Origin of the sequence: Paenibacillus selenitireducens (assembly GCF_002021565.1) — a bacterium.
Taxonomy (GTDB): Bacteria; Bacillota; Bacilli; order Paenibacillales; family Paenibacillaceae; genus Paenibacillus_K; species Paenibacillus_K selenitireducens.
Map to the genome: position 1 here is coordinate 229,465 of NZ_MSZX01000004.1, position 18,974 is coordinate 248,438.

At 43.5% G+C, this 18,974-nt stretch carries 18 protein-coding genes and 3 tRNA genes; 16 read left to right on the forward strand and 5 right to left on the reverse strand.

The window, feature by feature from the left end; translation table 11 throughout:
• The first annotated feature begins 1 nt into the window (after position 1).
• The 11 genes from carB to BVG16_RS11545 all read left to right on the forward strand — a co-directional run bounded on the left by carB (position 2) and on the right by BVG16_RS11545 (position 12,584).
• A complete protein-coding gene (gene carB, locus BVG16_RS11500) occupies positions 2–3,223 on the forward strand; it encodes a carbamoyl-phosphate synthase large subunit (RefSeq protein WP_078498802.1) in 3,222 nt (1,073 codons plus the stop codon).
• Between the two features lie 47 nt (positions 3,224–3,270).
• Entirely contained in the window at positions 3,271–3,999 is a 729-nt protein-coding gene (pyrF, locus tag BVG16_RS11505; protein ID WP_078498803.1) for an orotidine-5'-phosphate decarboxylase, read from the forward strand.
• Between the two features lie 2 nt (positions 4,000–4,001).
• Entirely contained in the window at positions 4,002–4,643 is a 642-nt protein-coding gene (pyrE, locus tag BVG16_RS11510; protein ID WP_078498804.1) for an orotate phosphoribosyltransferase, read from the forward strand.
• A gap of 235 nt (positions 4,644–4,878) precedes the next feature.
• On the forward strand, positions 4,879–5,721 hold the full coding sequence (locus BVG16_RS11515) for an ABC transporter ATP-binding protein (RefSeq protein ID WP_078498805.1): 843 nt from the start codon (positions 4,879–4,881) through the stop codon (positions 5,719–5,721).
• The gene (locus BVG16_RS11520) at positions 5,687–6,775 is read left to right on the forward strand and encodes an efflux RND transporter periplasmic adaptor subunit (protein WP_078498807.1); all 1,089 of its coding nucleotides are present in this window, start codon (positions 5,687–5,689) and stop codon (positions 6,773–6,775) included. Before BVG16_RS11515 ends, BVG16_RS11520 begins: the two co-directional genes overlap by 35 nt.
• Positions 6,775–9,633, forward strand: a complete 2,859-nt coding sequence (locus tag BVG16_RS11525) for an ABC transporter permease (RefSeq protein WP_078498809.1) — start codon at positions 6,775–6,777, stop codon at positions 9,631–9,633. The genes BVG16_RS11520 and BVG16_RS11525 overlap by 1 nt, the downstream gene beginning before the upstream one ends.
• 3 nt (positions 9,634–9,636) lie before the next feature.
• Positions 9,637–10,530, forward strand: coding sequence for an ABC transporter ATP-binding protein (locus tag BVG16_RS11530; RefSeq protein WP_078498811.1), 894 nt, complete (start codon positions 9,637–9,639; stop codon positions 10,528–10,530).
• A complete protein-coding gene (locus tag BVG16_RS11535) occupies positions 10,527–12,026 on the forward strand; it encodes an ABC transporter substrate-binding protein (RefSeq protein WP_078498818.1) in 1,500 nt (499 codons plus the stop codon). Before BVG16_RS11530 ends, BVG16_RS11535 begins: the two co-directional genes overlap by 4 nt.
• Before the next feature lie 108 nt (positions 12,027–12,134).
• Entirely contained in the window at positions 12,135–12,305 is a 171-nt protein-coding gene (locus BVG16_RS32775) for a hypothetical protein (RefSeq protein WP_158081671.1), read from the forward strand.
• 89 nt (positions 12,306–12,394) lie between these two features.
• Positions 12,395–12,471: transfer RNA gene (locus BVG16_RS11540), tRNA-Met, on the forward strand.
• A 36-nt stretch (positions 12,472–12,507) separates the two neighbouring features.
• Positions 12,508–12,584: transfer RNA gene (locus BVG16_RS11545), tRNA-Ile, on the forward strand.
• 103 nt (positions 12,585–12,687) lie between these two features.
• Here BVG16_RS11545 and BVG16_RS11550 read toward each other — a convergent pair.
• The gene (locus BVG16_RS11550; protein ID WP_078498820.1) at positions 12,688–12,849 is read right to left on the reverse strand and encodes an asparagine synthase; all 162 of its coding nucleotides are present in this window, start codon (positions 12,847–12,849) and stop codon (positions 12,688–12,690) included.
• Positions 12,850–12,987: 138 nt separating this feature from the next.
• Between BVG16_RS11550 and BVG16_RS11555 the strand changes: the two genes are divergently transcribed.
• Positions 12,988–13,063 (forward strand) — tRNA-Val (locus BVG16_RS11555).
• 546 nt (positions 13,064–13,609) lie between these two features.
• Here the strand turns inward: BVG16_RS11555 and BVG16_RS11560 are convergent.
• Positions 13,610–13,717: a sporulation protein YjcZ gene (locus BVG16_RS11560; RefSeq protein ID WP_078498822.1), complete on the reverse strand. Its 108-nt coding sequence runs from the start codon at positions 13,715–13,717 to the stop codon at positions 13,610–13,612.
• A 429-nt stretch (positions 13,718–14,146) separates the two neighbouring features.
• Here BVG16_RS11560 and BVG16_RS11565 point away from each other — a divergent pair, with 429 nt between their 5' ends.
• The 3 genes from BVG16_RS11565 (at position 14,147) to BVG16_RS11575 (ending at position 15,714) form a co-directional block, all read left to right on the forward strand.
• The gene (locus BVG16_RS11565) at positions 14,147–14,395 is read left to right on the forward strand and encodes a hypothetical protein (protein WP_078498834.1); all 249 of its coding nucleotides are present in this window, start codon (positions 14,147–14,149) and stop codon (positions 14,393–14,395) included.
• Positions 14,349–15,293, forward strand: coding sequence for a class I SAM-dependent methyltransferase (locus tag BVG16_RS11570; protein WP_078498835.1), 945 nt, complete (start codon positions 14,349–14,351; stop codon positions 15,291–15,293). Before BVG16_RS11565 ends, BVG16_RS11570 begins: the two co-directional genes overlap by 47 nt.
• Before the next feature lie 79 nt (positions 15,294–15,372).
• A complete protein-coding gene (locus BVG16_RS11575; protein ID WP_078498836.1) occupies positions 15,373–15,714 on the forward strand; it encodes a hypothetical protein in 342 nt (113 codons plus the stop codon).
• Positions 15,715–15,857: 143 nt separating this feature from the next.
• Here BVG16_RS11575 and catA read toward each other — a convergent pair whose 3' ends face one another.
• Positions 15,858–16,508, reverse strand: a complete 651-nt coding sequence (gene catA / locus BVG16_RS11580) for a type A chloramphenicol O-acetyltransferase (protein ID WP_078498837.1) — start codon at positions 16,506–16,508, stop codon at positions 15,858–15,860.
• 102 nt (positions 16,509–16,610) lie between these two features.
• Positions 16,611–17,471 (reverse strand): cyclase family protein, encoded by an 861-nt coding sequence (locus tag BVG16_RS11585; protein ID WP_078498838.1) that lies wholly within the window; start codon positions 17,469–17,471, stop codon positions 16,611–16,613.
• A 263-nt stretch (positions 17,472–17,734) separates the two neighbouring features.
• Between BVG16_RS11585 and BVG16_RS11590 the strand changes: the two genes are divergently transcribed.
• Positions 17,735–18,619 (forward strand): alpha/beta fold hydrolase, encoded by an 885-nt coding sequence (locus BVG16_RS11590; protein ID WP_158081672.1) that lies wholly within the window; start codon positions 17,735–17,737, stop codon positions 18,617–18,619.
• 12 nt (positions 18,620–18,631) lie between these two features.
• Here the strand turns inward: BVG16_RS11590 and BVG16_RS11595 are convergent, their stop codons facing one another.
• Positions 18,632–18,958 (reverse strand): hypothetical protein, encoded by a 327-nt coding sequence (locus BVG16_RS11595; protein WP_078498840.1) that lies wholly within the window; start codon positions 18,956–18,958, stop codon positions 18,632–18,634.
• Positions 18,959–18,974 lie beyond the last annotated feature (16 nt).

An 18,974-nucleotide genomic window follows, 5' to 3' on the forward strand; every position in this document is an offset into this window, starting at 1 on the left:
TATGCCTAAAAATACTGAACTTAAGAAGATTCTCGTCATCGGTTCCGGTCCGATCGTGATCGGGCAAGCCGCAGAGTTCGACTATGCGGGAACGCAAGCTTGTCAAGCATTGAAAGAAGAAGGGTTGGAGGTTGTGTTGATTAACAGCAACCCTGCAACCATCATGACAGATACGAACATGGCTGATAAAGTATATATCGAGCCGATTACATTGGAATTCGTGACACAAATTATCCGTCAAGAGCGTCCAGATGGATTGCTTCCAACACTTGGAGGCCAGACAGGTCTAAACATGGCGGTTGAACTTGCAAAAGCGGGTGTACTAGAACGTGAGAACGTGAAATTGCTAGGTACACAGCTTATGGCGATCGAAAAAGCGGAAGATCGTGATTTGTTCCGCGACTTGATGCGTGAATTGGAGCAGCCGGTTCCTGATAGTACCATCGTAACAACCGTTCAAGAAGCTGTAGATTTCGCAAAAGAAATCGGTTATCCAATCATCGTTCGCCCTGCTTATACGCTAGGTGGTACAGGCGGCGGGATTTGTGCGAACGAAGAAGAGTTGCTAGAAACGGTAGCATCCGGTATTCGTTACAGCCCAATCAGCCAATGTCTGATTGAGAAGAGCATCGCAGGAATGAAAGAAGTTGAGTACGAGGTTATGCGCGATGCGAACGATAACTGTATCGTCGTGTGTAACATGGAGAACTTTGACCCGGTAGGCGTACATACAGGCGACAGTATTGTCGTAGCGCCAAGCCAAACGTTGTCAGACCGCGAATATCAAATGCTTCGTTCTGCTTCGCTCAAAATCATTCGCGCCCTGAACATTGAAGGCGGATGTAACGTGCAGTTCGCGCTTGATCCACATAGCTTCCAATACTATGTCATTGAAGTAAACCCGCGCGTTAGCCGCTCTTCGGCGCTTGCTTCCAAAGCAACGGGTTATCCGATTGCGAAGATGGCAGCCAAAATCGCAGTAGGCTATACGCTGGATGAAATCGTGAACCCTGTAACAGGACAGACGTATGCATGCTTCGAGCCAACCCTGGATTATATCGTTACGAAAATTCCACGTTGGCCGTTCGATAAATTTATCTCTGCCAACCGTAAGCTTGGCACACAAATGAAGGCGACAGGCGAAGTTATGGCGATTGGCCGGACATTCGAAGAGTCGATTCATAAAGCGGTTCGTTCTTTGGAAATCGGTGTGAACCGAATTTATCTGAAGGATGCTGAGACGCTTGATGAAGCAACGTTGAATCTACGGTTGGAGAAACCAGATGATGAGCGTATGTTCTTAGTGGCAGAAGCTTTCCGTAGAGGATATTCTTTGCAGAAAATTCAAGATCTTACGAAAATTGACTGGTGGTTCCTCGATAAAATCGAAGGTCTCGTGAAATTCGAGCAAGAGCTTCAACAAGAGACGAACCTAAGTTATGAAACACTCTACGAAGCGAAACGTAAAGGATTTACAGACCGCTCCATCGCCGAAATTCGCCATGCAGCGAATCCCGATGCAGCATTCACGCAGGAAGCTGACGTACGTGACTTCCGCTTAGAGCACGGATTGAAGCCGGTATATAAAATGGTTGATACCTGTGCGGCAGAGTTCGAAGCCGTAACACCTTACTACTACTCTACGTACGAGACTGAGAACGAAGTGATTGAATCGCCAAAAGAGAAGATCGTCGTGCTGGGATCGGGTCCAATCCGGATCGGTCAAGGGATTGAATTCGACTATTCTACAGTACATGCGGTATGGGCAATTCAGAAAGCTGGTTATGAAGCGGTTATCATCAATAATAACCCTGAAACGGTATCGACGGATTTCAATACTTCCGATAGATTGTACTTCGAGCCATTGTTCTTTGAAGATGTTATGAACGTGATCGAGCAAGAGAAACCTGTAGGCGTAATCGTTCAATTCGGTGGACAAACGGCGATTAACTTAGCGGCGCCGCTCTCCAAAGCAGGTGTACGCATTCTCGGAACGAGCTTAGAGAGCATCGATGAAGCGGAAAATCGGAAGAAATTCGAAGCGCTTCTATCCCGATTAGACATCGCACAACCTAAAGGCAGCACGGTAACTTCCGTAGATGAAGCGGTTGGCACAGCACAAGGTCTGGGGTATCCTGTACTTGTTCGTCCTTCGTATGTCCTCGGCGGACGCGCGATGGAAATCGTGTATTCGGATGAAGAATTGCTAAATTACATGGAACAAGCCGTGAAGATTAACCCAGATCATCCGGTATTGATTGACCGTTATATGCTTGGTAAAGAAGTAGAAGTGGATGCGATCTGTGATGGTGAGACTGTATTGATCCCAGGGATCATGGAACATATCGAACGCGCAGGGGTTCACTCCGGCGACTCGATCGCGGTATATCCTCCACAACACTTGGCTGAGCATTTGAAACAACAAGTTGTAGATATTACGATCCGTATCGCCAAAGAATTGAAAACGATCGGGTTGGTGAACATCCAGTTCGTTATCTTTAAGGATCAAGTGTATGTAATCGAGGTCAACCCTCGCTCATCCCGTACAGTACCGTTCTTAAGTAAAGTAACGAGTATTCCAATGGCGAACTTGGCTACCAAAGCGATCTTAGGTACAAAGCTTGCGGATCTTGGCTACCAAGACGGACTATGGCCAGAAGATGAGTATGTATCGGTAAAAGTGCCGGTATTCTCCTTTGCGAAATTGCGTCGCGTAGAACCGACATTAGGACCTGAAATGAAATCAACAGGCGAAGTCATGGGCCGCGATTTAAGCTATGCCAAAGCCTTGTATAAAGGTCTTGTCGGATCGGGCATGCGTATTCCGCCAACGGGCGCGATTATTGCAACGGTAGCAGACAAAGATAAAGATGAAGCAGTTGAAATTCTTCGCGGCTTCTATAACATGGGTTACAAAATCATTGCGACAGGCGGTACGGCACAAGCTCTTACGGATGCCGGCATGATTGTAATGACTGTGAACAAATTGAGTGAAGGAACGCCGAACATTCTAGATATGATCCGCAATGGGCAGGCGCACTTTGTAGTCAATACGTTAACAAAAGGCAAAACCCCTGAACGTGACGGATTTAGAATTCGCCGTGAAGCGGTAGAGAACGGTGTTGTATGTATGACATCTTTGGATACGGTAAGTGCACTGCTAGGGATGCTTGAAGCTATTAACTTCTCTACACGCAGTATGCCGGCTTTCCATCAGCAATAAGCCATCATTTATCGAATTATCTAAAAACAAGGAGGCAACCGTAAACGATGAGTCACCGAGATGAAGTAGCAGGTCGCATTATGGTCGCGCTCGATTATCCGAATGTGGACCAAGCGCGTGAGCTATTACAACAATTACAGGGGATTCCTTGTTATATGAAAGTGGGCATGCAGCTTTATTATGCTGAAGGCCCAGCCTTTGTACGTGAGTTGAAAGAGCTTGGATATAAAGTATTCTTAGATTTGAAATTGCATGATATTCCGAATACCGTGAAAAGCGGAGCGAACAGCATTACGAAGCTTGGCGTGGACATGATTAATGTTCACGCAGCAGGCGGCGTAGAGATGATGGCAGCAGCGATGAAGGGTGTAGAGGAAGCTCTGCAAGAAAACCCCGCATTGGACAAGCCTATCGTCATCGCTGTTACGCAGCTTACTAGCACGAGCCAGCAGATGCTGAATGAAGAAATCGGTATTCCGGGTGCTGTAGCAGACGCAGTTGTGCATTATGCGAAGCTAACGAAGCAAGCCGGTCTTGACGGTGTCGTAGCATCGCCACTTGAGGTCGAAATGATCAAAGCCGCGTGCGGAAATGAATTCAAGACGATTACGCCGGGAATTCGCCCAGCGGGCAGCGCGAAGGGTGACCAGACGCGCGTCATGACACCGAAGCAAGCATTGACAGAGGGGACAGATTTCATCGTCATTGGTCGACCGATTACGACGGCTGCGAATCCAAGAGAAGCAATCGAGAACATTATTGAGGAGCTGATTTGAACGTGATTACTTTAGAACAAATTCCTGCACAAATTGCGAAGCAACTACTGACCATTGAGGCGGTGGCATTGCGGCCAAATCAGCCATTCACTTGGACTTCAGGCATTAAATCGCCGATCTATTGCGATAACCGCTTAACGATGTCTTTTCCCGAAATCCGCGATCTGATTGCAGAAGGATTCGCAACGATTATTCGTGCGCAGTATCCTGATGCAGAAGTGATTGCTGGAACAGCGACGGCGGGTATTCCCCATGCAGCTTGGGTAGCACAAAAGTTAAACTTGCCGATGGCATATATTCGCGACAAAGCCAAAGGTCATGGGAAAGAAAACTTGATCGAAGGGATTATCAAGCCAGGACAAAAAGTAGTCGTGATCGAAGATTTGATCTCTACAGGGGGCAGCTCGTTAAAAGCAGCTGTCGCTGTGAAAGAAGCAGGAGCAACACCTTTAGCGGTTCTTGCAATCTTCAGCTATCAATTGGACAAAGCGACAACGGCATTCGCGGAAGCGGGTATCCCGCTGCAAACATTATCGAACTATACGGCGTTGATGGAAGTAGCCGTAGAACTTGGTTATGTTCAACCAGAAGACCTTGCGACGTTGAAAGCATGGCGTGAAGACCCGACAACATTCGGCAAATAAGACTGTACAAATGAATAGACATAAGGAATTGAAGCCAGATGACTATGTTTCATAGTTGTTTGGCTTTTTTTGCAGAGTAAAAATATGGACAAACTATTAAATTATTGTATTTATTTGCTAAAATTCGTTAAAGGCTTGTAACTTTTTGAAATCTCATATCGTTTATAATTCTAGAAGTCATACTGAAATATTCCAGCCTTGGAAAAACATATTCGGAGGGAGAGCGAAGAATAACATGGCTTGGTTCCGAAAGCGTTCTGATCTACCACAGGATCCATCAACAGACGAAGAACCGGATTACATAGAACAAGTAGCAGAACAAGAACTAGTAGCAGAACCAGAACCAGAACCAGAACCCGAACAAGAAGAACGGCTTGAAGAAGAAGTGCCTGCTAGAGAGCTAGATGCAGGTCCGATTCTAGTCGTTAACCAAGTAGAACGGTTTTTTCCAGTAGGGAACGAGCAATTGCATGTGCTTAAAGGTATCCAAATGGAAGTACAACCGGGTCAGCTCGTCATGTTGCGAGGAAGGTCAGGTTCAGGGAAAACAACGTTGTTGAACATTCTTGGCGGTCTAGATCAGCCGTCATCCGGCGAAGTATATTTTCGCGGGAATCCATTCCATACGTGGGATGATGATAAGCGGACGCTCGCGCGTCGCATGGATATTGGTTTTATTTTTCAGGCTTTTGCGTTAATGCCGTTATTGTCTGCTTGGGAGAACGTAGAGTTGTCCTTGCGGATGGCAAATGTACCGAAAGCGCAGTGGAAAAGCCGAGTTGAACATTGTTTAGAGTTGGTGGGGTTAGCGAAACGGATGCATCACCGTCCATTTGAGCTGTCCGGAGGGGAGCAGCAGCGGGTTGCGATTGCCAAAGCGATTGCACATCGGCCGCGGTTGCTGCTAGCGGATGAGCCGACGGCGGAGCTAGACTCCCAAATGGGAGCGCAAGTCATGGCCGTATTTAAAAATATTATTCGAACAGAGCAAGTGTCGATCTGTATGACGACACACGATCCTACAATTTTGGAGGTTGCGGACCATGTCTATGAAATGGTTGACGGAAAATTCGTCTAAATCCGGAAGGAGGCTGCGTCAAGTTTTAGCGGTGTCATTATGCGGAGCTTTAATTTTTACATCGGGGTGTTCTTTACTTCCTAAAGAAGATACGGAGGAAGTGCTTCCAACAATCACACCGCCTAAAGTTTCTCAAAAGCCGGAGTATGAAGTAACACGGGGGCCGATCGAGTCGAAGATTGTCGCTAGCGGTAAATTAATGTCACAGCAAGAAGAGACATTATTCTTCACTGCAGATGGAAAACGGATTAAGAACGTTCTTGTGAAGAATGGCGATAAAGTAACGAAAGGGCAAGTTCTTGCGGTTCTCGATATGGAAGATATGCAGAAGGATTTGCGGAAGAAGAAACTGGCCTTTCGTAAAGACGAAATTTCGATGAAAGAAACGCTGCGTCAGAAGGATCAGATGGATCCCGTCGAGTTCGAAGAAGCTTCCATTGTCTTTGAAGAGAGTCGACAAGGGATAACGGATTTAGAGAATGATATCGCAAAAGGTACGATGGTTGCTCCGTTCAACGGGACGATTGTGATGTTAAATGCGGAGAAGGGCTCGGTTGCCAAAGCTTACGAGCCGCTGATGATCGTTGCGGATACAGCTCGCTTGGCGATTACAGCATCCGTAACGAAGGATGATCTGAAGAAGATAGCCGTCGGTATGGAAGTGAATGTGGACATCAATACCGTTGGTAAAACGTTAAAAGGGAAAGTGAAGCAGCTTCCTTATAGTACGGATGAGAATGGCAATGGGAATGGCGGTAATGGCGGTGCTCAGAAACCAGAGAAGCTGGAAGATTACATGCTGGTTCAACTGGATAACATGCCGAAAGGCCTGAATCGGGGTACGCCGCTAAGCGTCGAAGTAATTACGCTTCGCCGAGATAACGTGGTGCTTATTCCTCAGTCGGCATTGCGTTCCATTGGTTCGCGCAGTTATGTGCAGGTTGTTGATGAGAAAGGCAAGCGGGAAGTGGACGTTGAGGTGGGCCAGCAAACACCTACCGAAATTGAAATTGTGAAAGGCCTAGAACCAGGACAGAAAGTAGTGGGTCGCTAATGGGTATTCCTTTGTTACGATTCTTGTTCCGCAAGATGTGGAACACCCGTTGGATGACATTAAGTACGCTGTTGGGATTAATCGTTGCGGTTTCTTTTACCGTGAGTATTCCAATGTATTCAGACGGTTCACTCAAGCGGGTTGTGGCGAAGTCGCTGCAAGAGAAGAGCGACGGCATGCCGGCAGGCTCTTTATTACTTCGATACCAGGCTCCGGGCGGAACGAAGACGGATGTAGCTTCACTGCAATCTGTGGATCAATTTATTCGTGAGCAAGTTCCACAAGAGATTGGATTTCCGCATGATGTCTATGTCAGCAACAAAGGGATACGCGCTGCGGAAATTACACCTACAGCTTCCACAAATGTGGATACCAGTCGGGTGCGGACCATGTCTCTCGGCGCATTATCGGGTTTAGCCGATAAAACGGAGATCGGGCTTGGGAAGATGTATTCGGATTCCCATGACGGGGGTGTCATCGAAGCGGTCCTGCTCGATGAAGCTTTGTACCGCAATGATCTTCATATTGGAGACGTGTTCGAATATCCGGTGTACAGTGGTCTAGACCTCGTCCTGAAAGTAAAGATCGTCGGAACGGTCAAAGCCAAAAATGATACCGATCCCTATTGGTATCAAGGTCAAGATAGCATGATGAACACGTTCTATATTAGTGAAAAAGTGTTCAATGATTATATTCTCAAAGAATCCAAAGTGCCTTTAAATCAAGCAAGCTGGTATTATGCGTTTGATCTACGAGAGATTAAGACGAGTCAATTGACACCGCTTGGCCGGACACTGGATCGGTTGAAAATCGAGCTGTACCAGCATCTCAAAGATACAAAGATAGAAATGTCATTTGCAGACGTACTCGATGAATTCAAAGTACAGAGCGTGCAATTGCAGACGCTTCTATTTACATTAGCGGCACCGATGATCGCGATGGTATTCTATTTCATTGCCATGAATGCGAGACAGGCGCTAGACAAGCAGCGAAGCGATATTGCCGTCCTTCGAAGCCGCGGCGCTGGCACGAGGCAGATCACAATGATGTATTTGATCGAAGGGATCTTCCTAGGTGCGATCGCGTTATTGATCGGTCCTGTGGTCGGATGGTTCATGGCCAAAAGTATCGGATCCGCGAATGGATTCCTCACCTTTGTAGATCGTCAATCGATTCCGGTGAGCTTTAACTCACAAGCCATTCTATATGGTTCCATCGCAGTTGTTATTGCGATTATTGCTAGTATTATTCCTGCAGTGGTATTTGCTCGTGCATCTATCGTAAGTTACAAGCAAAAGCTCGCACGATCGGATCAGAAGCCGTTCTGGCAAAAGTGGTATTTGGATATTGTATTGCTTGGGCTATCCGGTTATGGATATTACATGTTCAATGAAAGACAATTGTTAACGTTCCAGACGGGGATGACGACGGACCAGCTTCAAGTCAATCCGTTCTTATTTTTCGTCCCAGCGCTATCGATCTTTGCGCTTGGTTTATTCTTTTTGAGATTGTTCCCATGGATTCTGCGTTTTGTTAGTTGGATCGCGAAGAAAATGCTGCCGGTCCCACTGTATCTCACGCTTACGCAGTTGTCCCGTTCGGCGACCTCCTATTATCCGTTAATGATTCTATTGATCTTAACCCTCGGATTAGGTGTGTATAATGCCTCTGCTGCGCGTACGATAGATACGAACTCGACAGAGCGCACGCTGTACAAATACGGCGCGGATGTCATCATGAAGGCCGTGTGGGAAGGTAATGCCGACGTGAGCGAGAATCAGAATAACGGCGGAGGCAATAATGGCGGTCCACCTGGAGGCGGGGGAGCTGGCGGTCAAGGTCAGAAACCAACCAAAATGATTTATAATAACGAGCCTCCGTTTGAGATCTTTAAGCATCTGAAGGGTGTCGAAGCTGCAACGCGGGTCTTGGAGACAAAAGGCAGTGTGAGCGTGTCTGGCACGTCGATTGGTCAAGGGAATGTGGTAGGTATCGACAACCTTGATTTTTCCAAGGTAGCTTGGTTCCGTAATGATCTATTTCCGGTGCATCCGTTCAATTATTTGAATCTACTAGGTACTTACGAGAATGCCGTGATCATTCCTACCAATGTTGCAACGAAATATCAGATTAAACCTGGCGATTTGATCTCGATATCCCTTGAGAATCAACCGGTGGAATTTGTGGTTGTGGGTATATTGCCATATTGGCCAACGCAATATCCGAAGCAATCGCCGTTCTTTGTCGCAAATCTGGATTATATCTACGATCAAGTACCATTGATACCCTATAAAGTTTGGTTAAAAATGGAGCCAAAAGCGTTGGTCGCTCCGCTTATTGATGAGCTTGCCAAAAATAACGTTGAGTTAGCCAGCGTAGATGATGTGCGTACGGAACTCGTAAAACAGAATAAGCATCCGCAACGCGGCGGCGTATTCGGGATTCTCAGCTTAGGATTCCTCGTATCGATTATCATTTCATTAATCGGTTACTTGCTGTTCTGGTTCTTTAACCTATCCGGACGCGTTGTGCAATTCGGGGTATTGCGTGCGATGGGGTTATCTCGAAAACAGCTGACGGGGATGCTGCTGCTTGAACAAATATTCACAGCTGGATTGTCCATCGTGCTCGGGGTGTTGATTGGTAAGTTGTCCAGTATTCTCTTCTTGCCATTCCTACAGACGACGGAAAATGTCAATATGCAAGTTCCGCCGTTCCGCATTGTATTCGATGCGAAGGATACGACCCAGCTGTATATCGTGGTTGGGGTGATGATGTTGACGGGAGCTGCGCTCTTGTTCATGCACATCCGTCGTCTACGCGTACATCAAGCGGTCAAAATGGGAGAGGAGCGTTAATCGATGATTGAATGCGAAGGACTCGTCAAAATTTTCAAAACGGATGATCTTGAGGTTGTCGCGCTCCAAGGCTTGAATATCTCCGTCAAAGAAGGCGAGATGATGGCTATCATCGGGAATTCCGGGAGCGGGAAATCGACGATGCTGAACATTCTCGGCGGACTTGATCGTCCTTCGGCTGGTCAAGTTCGCGTAGGCGAATGGGATCTGCTGAAGATTACCGATGATCAATTGGTAGAATACAAACGGAAAACGGTCGGGTTCATCTGGCAGAACAATGCCCGTAACTTATTACCGTATTTAACGGCCATTGAAAACGTTGAAATGCCGATGATGCTGAACGGAAAAACGGATCATGCCTATGCGAAGCAGCTGCTTGAATGGGTTGGTCTGAAGGACCGGATGTACAATAAACTTCATCAACTCTCAGGCGGTGAGCAGCAACGGGTTGCGATTGCAATTTCACTCTCCAATCGACCGCGTCTCTTGTTAGCCGATGAACCGACGGGTTCGGTAGATACGCAGACCTCGGATAACATCATGCAGATTTTCCGTCGATTGAATCAAGAATTAGGCGTGACGATCGTGATCGTTACGCATGATTTGTCGCTCGCGGAGAAAGTGGATCGTGTGGTAGCCATCCGGGACGGATTAACGAGTACGGAGTTTATTAAACGAAATCCGAATTTAAATCATGAGGGAGGAGAGTTCCTGATGGGAGCGGGAGGGCTTCAAGAAGTCCACGAAGCCTACGTGGTGATTGACCGCGTTGGAAGGCTTCAAGTCCCGAAGGAATATCTCCAGGCTCTGCAAATTAAAGATAAAGCATCCATGGAATTAGATGGAGACAAAATTATTATTCGTGCACCGAAAACATGGGAGGGTAACTTAGGATGAAAGGAAAATCCAAGTTCGTACGTAAGTTATTAATGGTAAGTGTAAGTTTATCGTTATTCGTTCCGGTACTTGCTGCGTGCAGTAAGAGCGGAGGTGAGGAAGCCGGTCAAGAACGAGTTCTCCGGATCGGTACAATTTATGGGTACGGTCAAGACGATTCTTATTTGCGTCAACAATATACGGACATCTATGAATATGCGCATCCGAATATCAAAATCGAGTTCGTATCTGCGATTGACGGCAGTTCCAGACGTTATGATGAGCCTAAGCCGGATGAGAACCAACCGGATCCTTTTGAAGAGACGAAAAAACTGTTAACGGGTACAAATCCTCCGGATGTTATGATTATGGATACTGGCGTGTACAAGAAGCTCGTTCGCGACAACATGCTGAAGCAATTGGATCCATTAATTCAGCAAGATAAATTTGATACTTCAGATATCGTGCCAACGGTGATAGATGGGATTAAGCAGCTTGGCGATAACAACCTGTTCGGTTTAACACCGACGTTCGGTTCATCGGCCTTATTCTATAATAAAAAATTCTTTACGCAGAATAACATCGAGCCGCCAAAAGACGGAATGACGTGGGATGATCTTTTCGCCCTTGCACGTCGATTGAAAAGCGATGACGGCAAAAAATTCGGCTTGCAGTTAAACCGATATTCGAATGACCCATTCTACGATATGACAGGAACGTATTTACCTGCTCTTCAATTGCGTACGTTGGACGATAAAGGCGAGAAGATGACCGTGAATACGCCTGCATGGGAGAAGGCTTGGAGTACGTTCGCGAAGCTTGTGAACGACAAGGTCATTCCAAGTGCCAAAGATGGATTTAATGGCAACATGATGGATGGGGGCAAGTATGATCCGTTGCAAGGCGATAAGTTCTTGAGCGGCAATGTAGCTATGACGATTTCGGATTACAATTATATTAACGATCTTATTGATGCCAACAAGAATGCATCTAAGATTAAGAATTTCGAAAAAGTGGATTGGGATGTTGTTACGCTTCCGACTTTCCCAGAAGAGCCTGGAATCGGCGGCAACATCTACTTGAATAACATTATGGGTATCAATGCGAAAGCACAAAACGATAAAGATGCATGGGACTTCATAAAGTTCTTGAATAGTGAAGAATGGGCGAAATTAAAATCCCGCAGCAGTTATGAAATCGTATCGCGTAAGAAGTACATTCAACCCAAAGATGGTTTGAACTTCAATATCGCAGCATTCTATACATTGAAGCCCGTACCGCCAAACAATGCTGATATGGATTCCATGTATAGAATGAACAATTTCTGGCAAGTGCAAGATAAAGGCAGAGAGATCTTCCAGACTGTATTAGAAGGTAAGAAGACATCTGCTGAGGGTCTGAAGGAATGGGAACAAAAGGGTAACGAGCTATTGCTGCAAATGAAAAAAAATCAGAAAAAGCCGGTGACTGATGGTACCGTCAATGGTACGACGACCGAAGCTGTACCAGCTGGCTAATAATACAGAGCCTTGAACTTCTATTTTGGAGTTTAAGGCTTTTTTTTGATGAATTGGGTATTCTAAGCATATAAGGAAAGGAACTCGTTAGAGAAGGAGTGGAAGGGCATGGAGATGAAATGGGTCTATTGGGGGAAGTTGTATAATACGAAGTTTCAAGCCAGTTGTATATTGAAGCGAATTGAGCATGATGCGTGGGTCTACGGATACCAAGATCCATCGGAAATCGAAATTTTCCGTTCGAGAACGGGCCGATATGGAATTCGATTTACGAATTAAGCCAAATTCCAGAGAAAAATGTTTATATTTCCTTGACTTTGGGTATGGGTATAGTGTATATTTATTTTTGTTGCTGTTATATTTGATGTCGCGGGGTGGAGCAGCCCGGTAGCTCGTCGGGCTCATAACCCGAAGGCCGCAGGTTCAAATCCTGCCCCCGCAACCAAAACCTTATCACTCATGCATATGAAATGTTGATTAGGGGCCCTTAGCTCAGTTGGTTAGAGCGGTCGGCTCATAACCGATTGGTCGGGGGTTCGAGTCCCTCAGGGCCCACCACGTAAAAATCCTTGTCTATCAAGGTTTTTTTTATTTTCATAGAGTAAAGTAGATTAGATGGTATAACAAAAGGCGGGCACATGTGCCACACCCTTTGATCTTCTCAGCGATGTTCTAACAAGTCGATGACACCGAGAACGACATGCGCTAAGCCGAAGCCTAGAACGCCTGCAGCAGCTACCTTGTATCGCCGATTTTTCAAAAGTGTTGCGCCAGTAGCAGAAACGGCTGAACCCAGAATCGTTGGAATCAATCCCTCACGCATGCAAGCCACTCCTTTGAGTTGGTTTAGAATAGAGAAGACGTGTATATTGTTGCCGGAACAAACGCGAATATTCATTTTCAAAAAAAATGTTGACAACATAGAGAAAAATTAGTAATATATTAATTGTCTTCACTACATGATCTGTTAGCTCAGCTGGGAGAGCACTATCTTGACAGGGTAGGGGTCAGTGGTTCGAGCCCACTACAGATCACCATATAATGAACGCAAAAGTCCTTAGGAATAGGGGCTTTTTTTTGTTTTTGATATGATATCTCAAAATGAGCAAGGATATTTATAATGATATTGTGGACGAACTTTGTAGTAATTAAATTTATCTGCTGTATCTTTACTAACGTTTTTTAGAAATGTGTGCATAAATGTCTGCCGTTGTTTGATATTTTGAATGTCCAAGCCTCGAACTCCGTTAATATAAAGTTTTATATTTCATGAAAAAAAATTTGGAGGGTGACATGCAAAATGAAAATTAAAAAGTTATCACTACATTAATGATCGTAGCAAGTATGTCTTTGACCCCCGATCAGTTCAGGGACCATCTTCTTGCTTCTTAGTACTTTTTATTAAAGTGTCTACAAAACGGGTTACAGTTCACACTCCGAGGCTCTTTATTCTGTTGTACAAATAAAAAAGCACAGTGCCACTAAAGTTGGCAACCGTGCTTTAAAGGGGTAACTGTATGAGCTAGAGTTAATGCAAAGAATGTGTTTAGTGTGAAGGAACTAACTGTACTATATCGGCATGATTAGATACCGAAACCGAAGCCACAACTGCAAGCAATAATCACTAACAAGATGAACAATACAAGGATTGTACCTGTGCTTGTAAATAAACCTCCACGTAAATCGCCCATTTCAACACCTCCTAATTTTGAGTACTCGTTATGTTATGAAGGCTGATCTCACTTTGTTTGGACGATTGTTACTGGTTATTTCACTATATTGGAATCAAGATAAATTAAATAATAAAGCGCTGGCTATCTCAAAAGCGATTTTATGTACAAAAAATGCATGGCTACTAAAGTAGAAATTCCATGCATTTTAAGGGGGATGATGGGAGTTATTTAACATATGTAATCGATTGATGAAATGACACAAGAATTTAGCTAAATTATCCAGTAATTCTAATCTTCTCTGATAAACCTGTAAACTTTCTGGGGCCTGCAGTAGCATACATTTTTCTTGTCGTTTTGTATGGTGAGCGTCAATTCCCTTCTAATGTCAATTATACTTTTACACAAGATATTTTGCGCTCTAGATCACTCACCTAAGGAGTGAAATTAATGTATGATAAAGAAATATATCATTTATTTGTTAACTATGAGTTTATAACTAGGGGGAACTGGATGAAGAGTGTTAAAGTAATGCTGTTAGGAATTGCTTTGATTCTAATTGCTATATTTATTCAAGGAACTCAGACAAATATGATGTATGGTTTTGAGGTTATTATAGGAACTTTAATAATCCCTATACATAGGAGCGAAAATGAGAAATTTTACGAAAGACACTGCAAAAAAAATATTAGCGAATGAAATTAGTGTGGAGGCATTATTGCAACTGTACCCGGAGTATAAAGACGAGGTATTAAAAGAACTTCGCGCATTAAAGAACACACATGAGTCGAATTTAATTGATGCTATAATTAATAAATATACGGCGAGCGCCAAAAACGCGGGTAACAAAATTTCTAAGAGCGGTTTAAACGAAAAAACAGTAAGTACATTTCTACCTGAAATAATCAAGGCCCGCTTTGCTATCTATCTGTTGGAGCAGTTAAATGTTGCTGTTTCCTCAAAAGAACCCACAAAAAATGTGCGATTTAATCTTTGGGATGGTACAATATTGCAAAAACTATTATTTAAGCAAGGTTTCGAAAGGAAGCCGGTGTCCCTAGGGCTGTTCAAGTTCTTTTGGAGATTTATTGTAAATAAACAAATATTAATGCCGCTTGTCAATAAAAAGGGGATATACTGTTTTTACTCAAAAGCTTTAATTAAGGAGCTCTCAAGTTTGATCGGGGATAAAAAGTGCCTCGAAATAGCAGCTGGAGATGGTACGTTGACTAGATTTTTGAAGGGGGAACAGATGAACTGTCTTGCTACAGATGATTATAGTTGGGAGCATTATATCAAGTATCCCGGCTTTGTGGAAAAAGCGGATGCAAAAAACGCTCTTCATAAGTATAACCCTGAAGTCGTCCTGTGTTCTTGGCCTGTCCCCAAAAATTCATATGAAAAACATGTTTTTAAAACAAACTCTGTTGATTTATATATCGTGATCGGTACAAAGAACCCCGCAATTACGGGAGATTTTGATACTTACAATAGCGTTGACAAGTTTACAATGGAAATCAACGACCGATTGTCTTCACTCTTATTACCACCATCAGAGGATAATGCTGTTTATATTTTCAGGCGAGTCAAACAATAATTGTTATAACGTCCTATTTACCAAGAGGAATATCATTTTTTTATCTGAAAAACACGGACTAGAATAAGGAGCTAACAACATGAATATTAACAATACATTTGAAGTTTCAAAGAAAATTACCGCATTGGCAGATAAGTATAATGAACTAAGTACGAAAGCATCCGATGAAGTGCTGAAAAATGTGTATGCTGAAATGACTTTTCAATTAGATGAGATATACGCTGAACTACTTCAGATTTCAAATCATTATCCAGATGATAAAAATGAGAAAATAGTTACGATTAAAAAATCAATTGACGGGCTATCCTCGGATAGCGAACTTACATTACTTCATGAATATGAGCATGAAAATTTGGCTCTCGTTGAAGATACGAGCATGGAAGTATATTTAGTGCCCTTAGATGTTTTGAAACAAGAATAAGTCTAGGACCTGTTATTGTACGGGGTTTTGGGTTTGATGAAAATCATGTATGTCGTAGAAAAAGCAAGCATCCAAATCAATGAATGATGGATGCTTGTTTGTTGTGGTCTAAATTCCACTATAGAATGTTCATCAAGTTATGCTTATGACAGCCACTTATGACAATCATCAGCAAGCTGCTGCATCTCTTGTATAAATAAACTAGCGTGATACCCGTCACAAACTGCGTGATGCACTTGGATCGATATAGGTAACAAGGTTTTATTCTCTTCCTTAACATATCTCCCGCCTGTAACTATGGGTAATAGGTAATCGCCACCGTTATGGATATTGAGGTTAAAGCCATTAAAGCTAACCCAAGGAAGACACGATATAGGAAAAGAGTTCGGGGGTACTTTTTCTTTCGTGAAAAGACCTTTCATATCAGCATAATGCTTCATATCTTCTCGAACGTATCGATAAAAGATATGAAATTCTTCCGAGAACTCCGTCCATATACTTGAAAATGACTTGTCATCCGGATGGAAGATTGTGTAACTTGGAATCATTTGCTCCCAGTAACCTAAAACCCCTTCATCGTTAAAGCAAGTTCTGAACGCTGGATGCGCATTTATAGTTTTGCTGACCATGTAAATAAAAGTAGGATAAAACTTCATCCCTTTATGTTGAATTTGTTCTATTAACGCCGTGATATCTATATTTGCTGTCACACTAAAAGTGCACTTTAGATTGAAATAATGTTCAAAATAGGGTTTTCGAGCCCAATTTTCTTTATCAATACGATGAAATATCATGTAATTATCCTCCTAAAATGAAATCTACACTCTAGGAGGTTCATCGATTGTTTTCACCAAATTACTCACCTCTTTAGTACGATTTGACGGCCACAGAATATATCAACAAATCGCGATCGGATGTACAATCGACGCTGTTGCCCCTTTTAATTTAAGCGGCGTCACGATGATAACAAATTCATAAACCTCATCCTGTGCCAGCTGTTCAAAGTTCAGGCATTCCATAATAGGCACCCCTTGATCCACCAACAAATAAATATGGACGTCATGCTTCGGTGATGGAAGGACCTCAAACGCAGAAGTGTCACTTCCGACAACGATGGCTCCTTGTTCAACCAGATATTGTGCAGCCTGCAGATTGACGCCGGCATGCCTGGTTAGAAAGCGTTCGTTTTCTTTTTTCCAATATTGTGAGAAGCCTGTACGTGTAAAGACGCAAGTTCCAGTTGTTATGTTTACTCCTTGTTTCTCTTCACAAAGCTTAAGATCTTCGATCGTAATGGCATAACTATCCTCTAAAATATCTACCCCAAGGGCCCGAGGCACATCCAAAAGAATACCCTTCGCGATAATCGGAGGCATTTGCTCGATGCTCCACGTGGCTATCCCTTCATGATTTTCGGCATCTGAAACGGTCTCCCCACCGTAGAAATATCTTTCGTCACCAACTCGCTTACTAAAGTGGCACAAAGCATCAATGTGCGTTCCGGTATGCTGCCCCATCATCGTAAACTCGGAGGCAAACCCTGCCGAACCTTCCAACATGCCTTCAGAGTCAAAGTGACGGATATACGGCATGCTTTTAAAGGGCGCGTGCCCTGCAAAAACCGGTATCCCAGGTTCCAGCACATGTTGAAGACTATACACTTTGCCACTACGGATCATGGAGAGCAATTCGGGCGTAAATTGCGGCTCGGGCAGCTTTCCATAAGGTTTTGCTGTAGATTGTAGATCATTTGTCATGTCCTATCACCAGCTTTCTGAGTTTGACCAGAATGAATTCCCCGCGTAAATTTCATCATAATTTCTAGATGATATGAAAGCTAGGGAAAATATAGATATATTCATTTTTCATCCTGTTTCTGTATAAAGGAAAAGCGTATAAATCGAACTTTTAGAATCTGTATTTTGAAGATTTCTACTTTAAGTCTATTGTTATTTAACACTTATTGGAAGATGATGTTATTATTGAAATGATGTCAAACAACATAAAGGGGGGCTATCCGATGCCTAAAGTCTTTAAAAGTGAGGCAAAGCAAAAGGCAGTATATGAATCCTATGATCATATCCTAGCTGAGTGGGATGTAGCTTATGAAGAACTAGTTATAGAAGGCACTTATGGAAAAACACATCTGATCAAAACCGGTAATCCAGACCATATACCTGTACTTTTGTTTCACGGCGTGGGCGACAATTCAGCTATGATGTGGATATATAATATAAAGGATCTATCAAAAGAGTTCTATGTGATCGCAGTCGATGCGATCGGCGGAGCGGGTAAAAGTCAGCCAAATGAAAATTACTCAAAAGGCTTTGATCAAGTGATCTGGATGGAAGAGTTGCTTGATACGCTCAACATAGATAAAGTGTACGCGATTGGTGTTTCTTACGGATGTTATTTAGTGCAGCTATTCAAATGTAAATTGCCTAACCGATTTGAGAAAATTGTTGGACTTGCTGGGGGCCCATCTGTTGAAGGATACAAAACAAATAATTTGAGAAAAATGCTGATATTTTTGCCAGAAGCGTTATTCCCGACCCCCAAAAATGTAGTAAAACTTTTAAAAAAATTATCAGGTGATGATGGGGTTTCATTCATTCGTAAACCTGCTCTTGTAGCACATTGGCATATTTTATTGAAGTCATTTCGTAACGCTTCTATGATGGTACATAAAACATCTTCCATAAGTAAATCCGACTTCAAAATATCTAGAGAAGAAGGACTATTTATGCTGGGTGATCAGGACAGACTTTCTTATTACCCGGAATCGATAGAAGCATTTGAAGAATTGAAGTTAAATTATATGGTCATACCGGGCGCAGGACATTCCATAAATCATGAACAACCTGCGTTGATCAATTCAGAAATCGTTCGCTTCCTGACGCAGTAAGTGGGGCATTCATTACTGGCCTTTTTCCTCTTCTGAGGTGTTCCCTATTTTGTATCCACGCAGTGAACTCAGACTGGCTTTAGAGTTACCGAGCGATACAGGCGGGGAAGAGTCACTGGGCGTTCTCCGAAGAAGCTCATGTAAGTACATTTGATTGCACTCAACGGTCTCAAGAATCATCCCCAATGCGATAAATACGATGCCAGAAATCACGCCGCTTCCCCACCAAGCTAACATGACAAAGAAACGAAACCCTTGGTCTAAGAACCCATAGATGATACCGAGTATAATTCCAAATACGATTGCAGCTCCACCTATATAATGAAGTAGCTTTGCCATAACAGACCTCCTAGGA

What these genes read in the sequence shown, in the direction of transcription:
- carB (WP_078498802.1), top strand. Translation starts at nt 2, where the DNA reads ATGCCTAAAAATACTGAACTTAAGAAGATTCTCGTCATCGGTTCCGGT.
- pyrF (WP_078498803.1), top strand. Translation starts at nt 3,271, where the DNA reads ATGAGTCACCGAGATGAAGTAGCAGGTCGCATTATGGTCGCGCTCGAT.
- BVG16_RS11515 (WP_078498805.1), top strand. Translation starts at nt 4,879, where the DNA reads ATGGCTTGGTTCCGAAAGCGTTCTGATCTACCACAGGATCCATCAACA.
- BVG16_RS11520 (WP_078498807.1), top strand. Translation starts at nt 5,687, where the DNA reads ATGTCTATGAAATGGTTGACGGAAAATTCGTCTAAATCCGGAAGGAGG.
- BVG16_RS11525 (WP_078498809.1), top strand. Translation starts at nt 6,775, where the DNA reads ATGGGTATTCCTTTGTTACGATTCTTGTTCCGCAAGATGTGGAACACC.
- BVG16_RS11530 (WP_078498811.1), top strand. Translation starts at nt 9,637, where the DNA reads ATGATTGAATGCGAAGGACTCGTCAAAATTTTCAAAACGGATGATCTT.
- BVG16_RS11535 (WP_078498818.1), top strand. Translation starts at nt 10,527, where the DNA reads ATGAAAGGAAAATCCAAGTTCGTACGTAAGTTATTAATGGTAAGTGTA.
- BVG16_RS32775 (WP_158081671.1), top strand. Translation starts at nt 12,135, where the DNA reads ATGGAGATGAAATGGGTCTATTGGGGGAAGTTGTATAATACGAAGTTT.
- BVG16_RS11550 (WP_078498820.1), bottom strand. Translation starts at nt 12,849, where the DNA reads ATGCGTGAGGGATTGATTCCAACGATTCTGGGTTCAGCCGTTTCTGCT.
- BVG16_RS11560 (WP_078498822.1), bottom strand. Translation starts at nt 13,717, where the DNA reads ATGGGCGATTTACGTGGAGGTTTATTTACAAGCACAGGTACAATCCTT.
- BVG16_RS11565 (WP_078498834.1), top strand. Translation starts at nt 14,147, where the DNA reads ATGTATGATAAAGAAATATATCATTTATTTGTTAACTATGAGTTTATA.
- BVG16_RS11570 (WP_078498835.1), top strand. Translation starts at nt 14,349, where the DNA reads ATGAGAAATTTTACGAAAGACACTGCAAAAAAAATATTAGCGAATGAA.
- BVG16_RS11575 (WP_078498836.1), top strand. Translation starts at nt 15,373, where the DNA reads ATGAATATTAACAATACATTTGAAGTTTCAAAGAAAATTACCGCATTG.
- catA (WP_078498837.1), bottom strand. Translation starts at nt 16,508, where the DNA reads ATGATATTTCATCGTATTGATAAAGAAAATTGGGCTCGAAAACCCTAT.
- BVG16_RS11585 (WP_078498838.1), bottom strand. Translation starts at nt 17,471, where the DNA reads ATGACAAATGATCTACAATCTACAGCAAAACCTTATGGAAAGCTGCCC.
- BVG16_RS11590 (WP_158081672.1), top strand. Translation starts at nt 17,735, where the DNA reads ATGCCTAAAGTCTTTAAAAGTGAGGCAAAGCAAAAGGCAGTATATGAA.
- BVG16_RS11595 (WP_078498840.1), bottom strand. Translation starts at nt 18,958, where the DNA reads ATGGCAAAGCTACTTCATTATATAGGTGGAGCTGCAATCGTATTTGGA.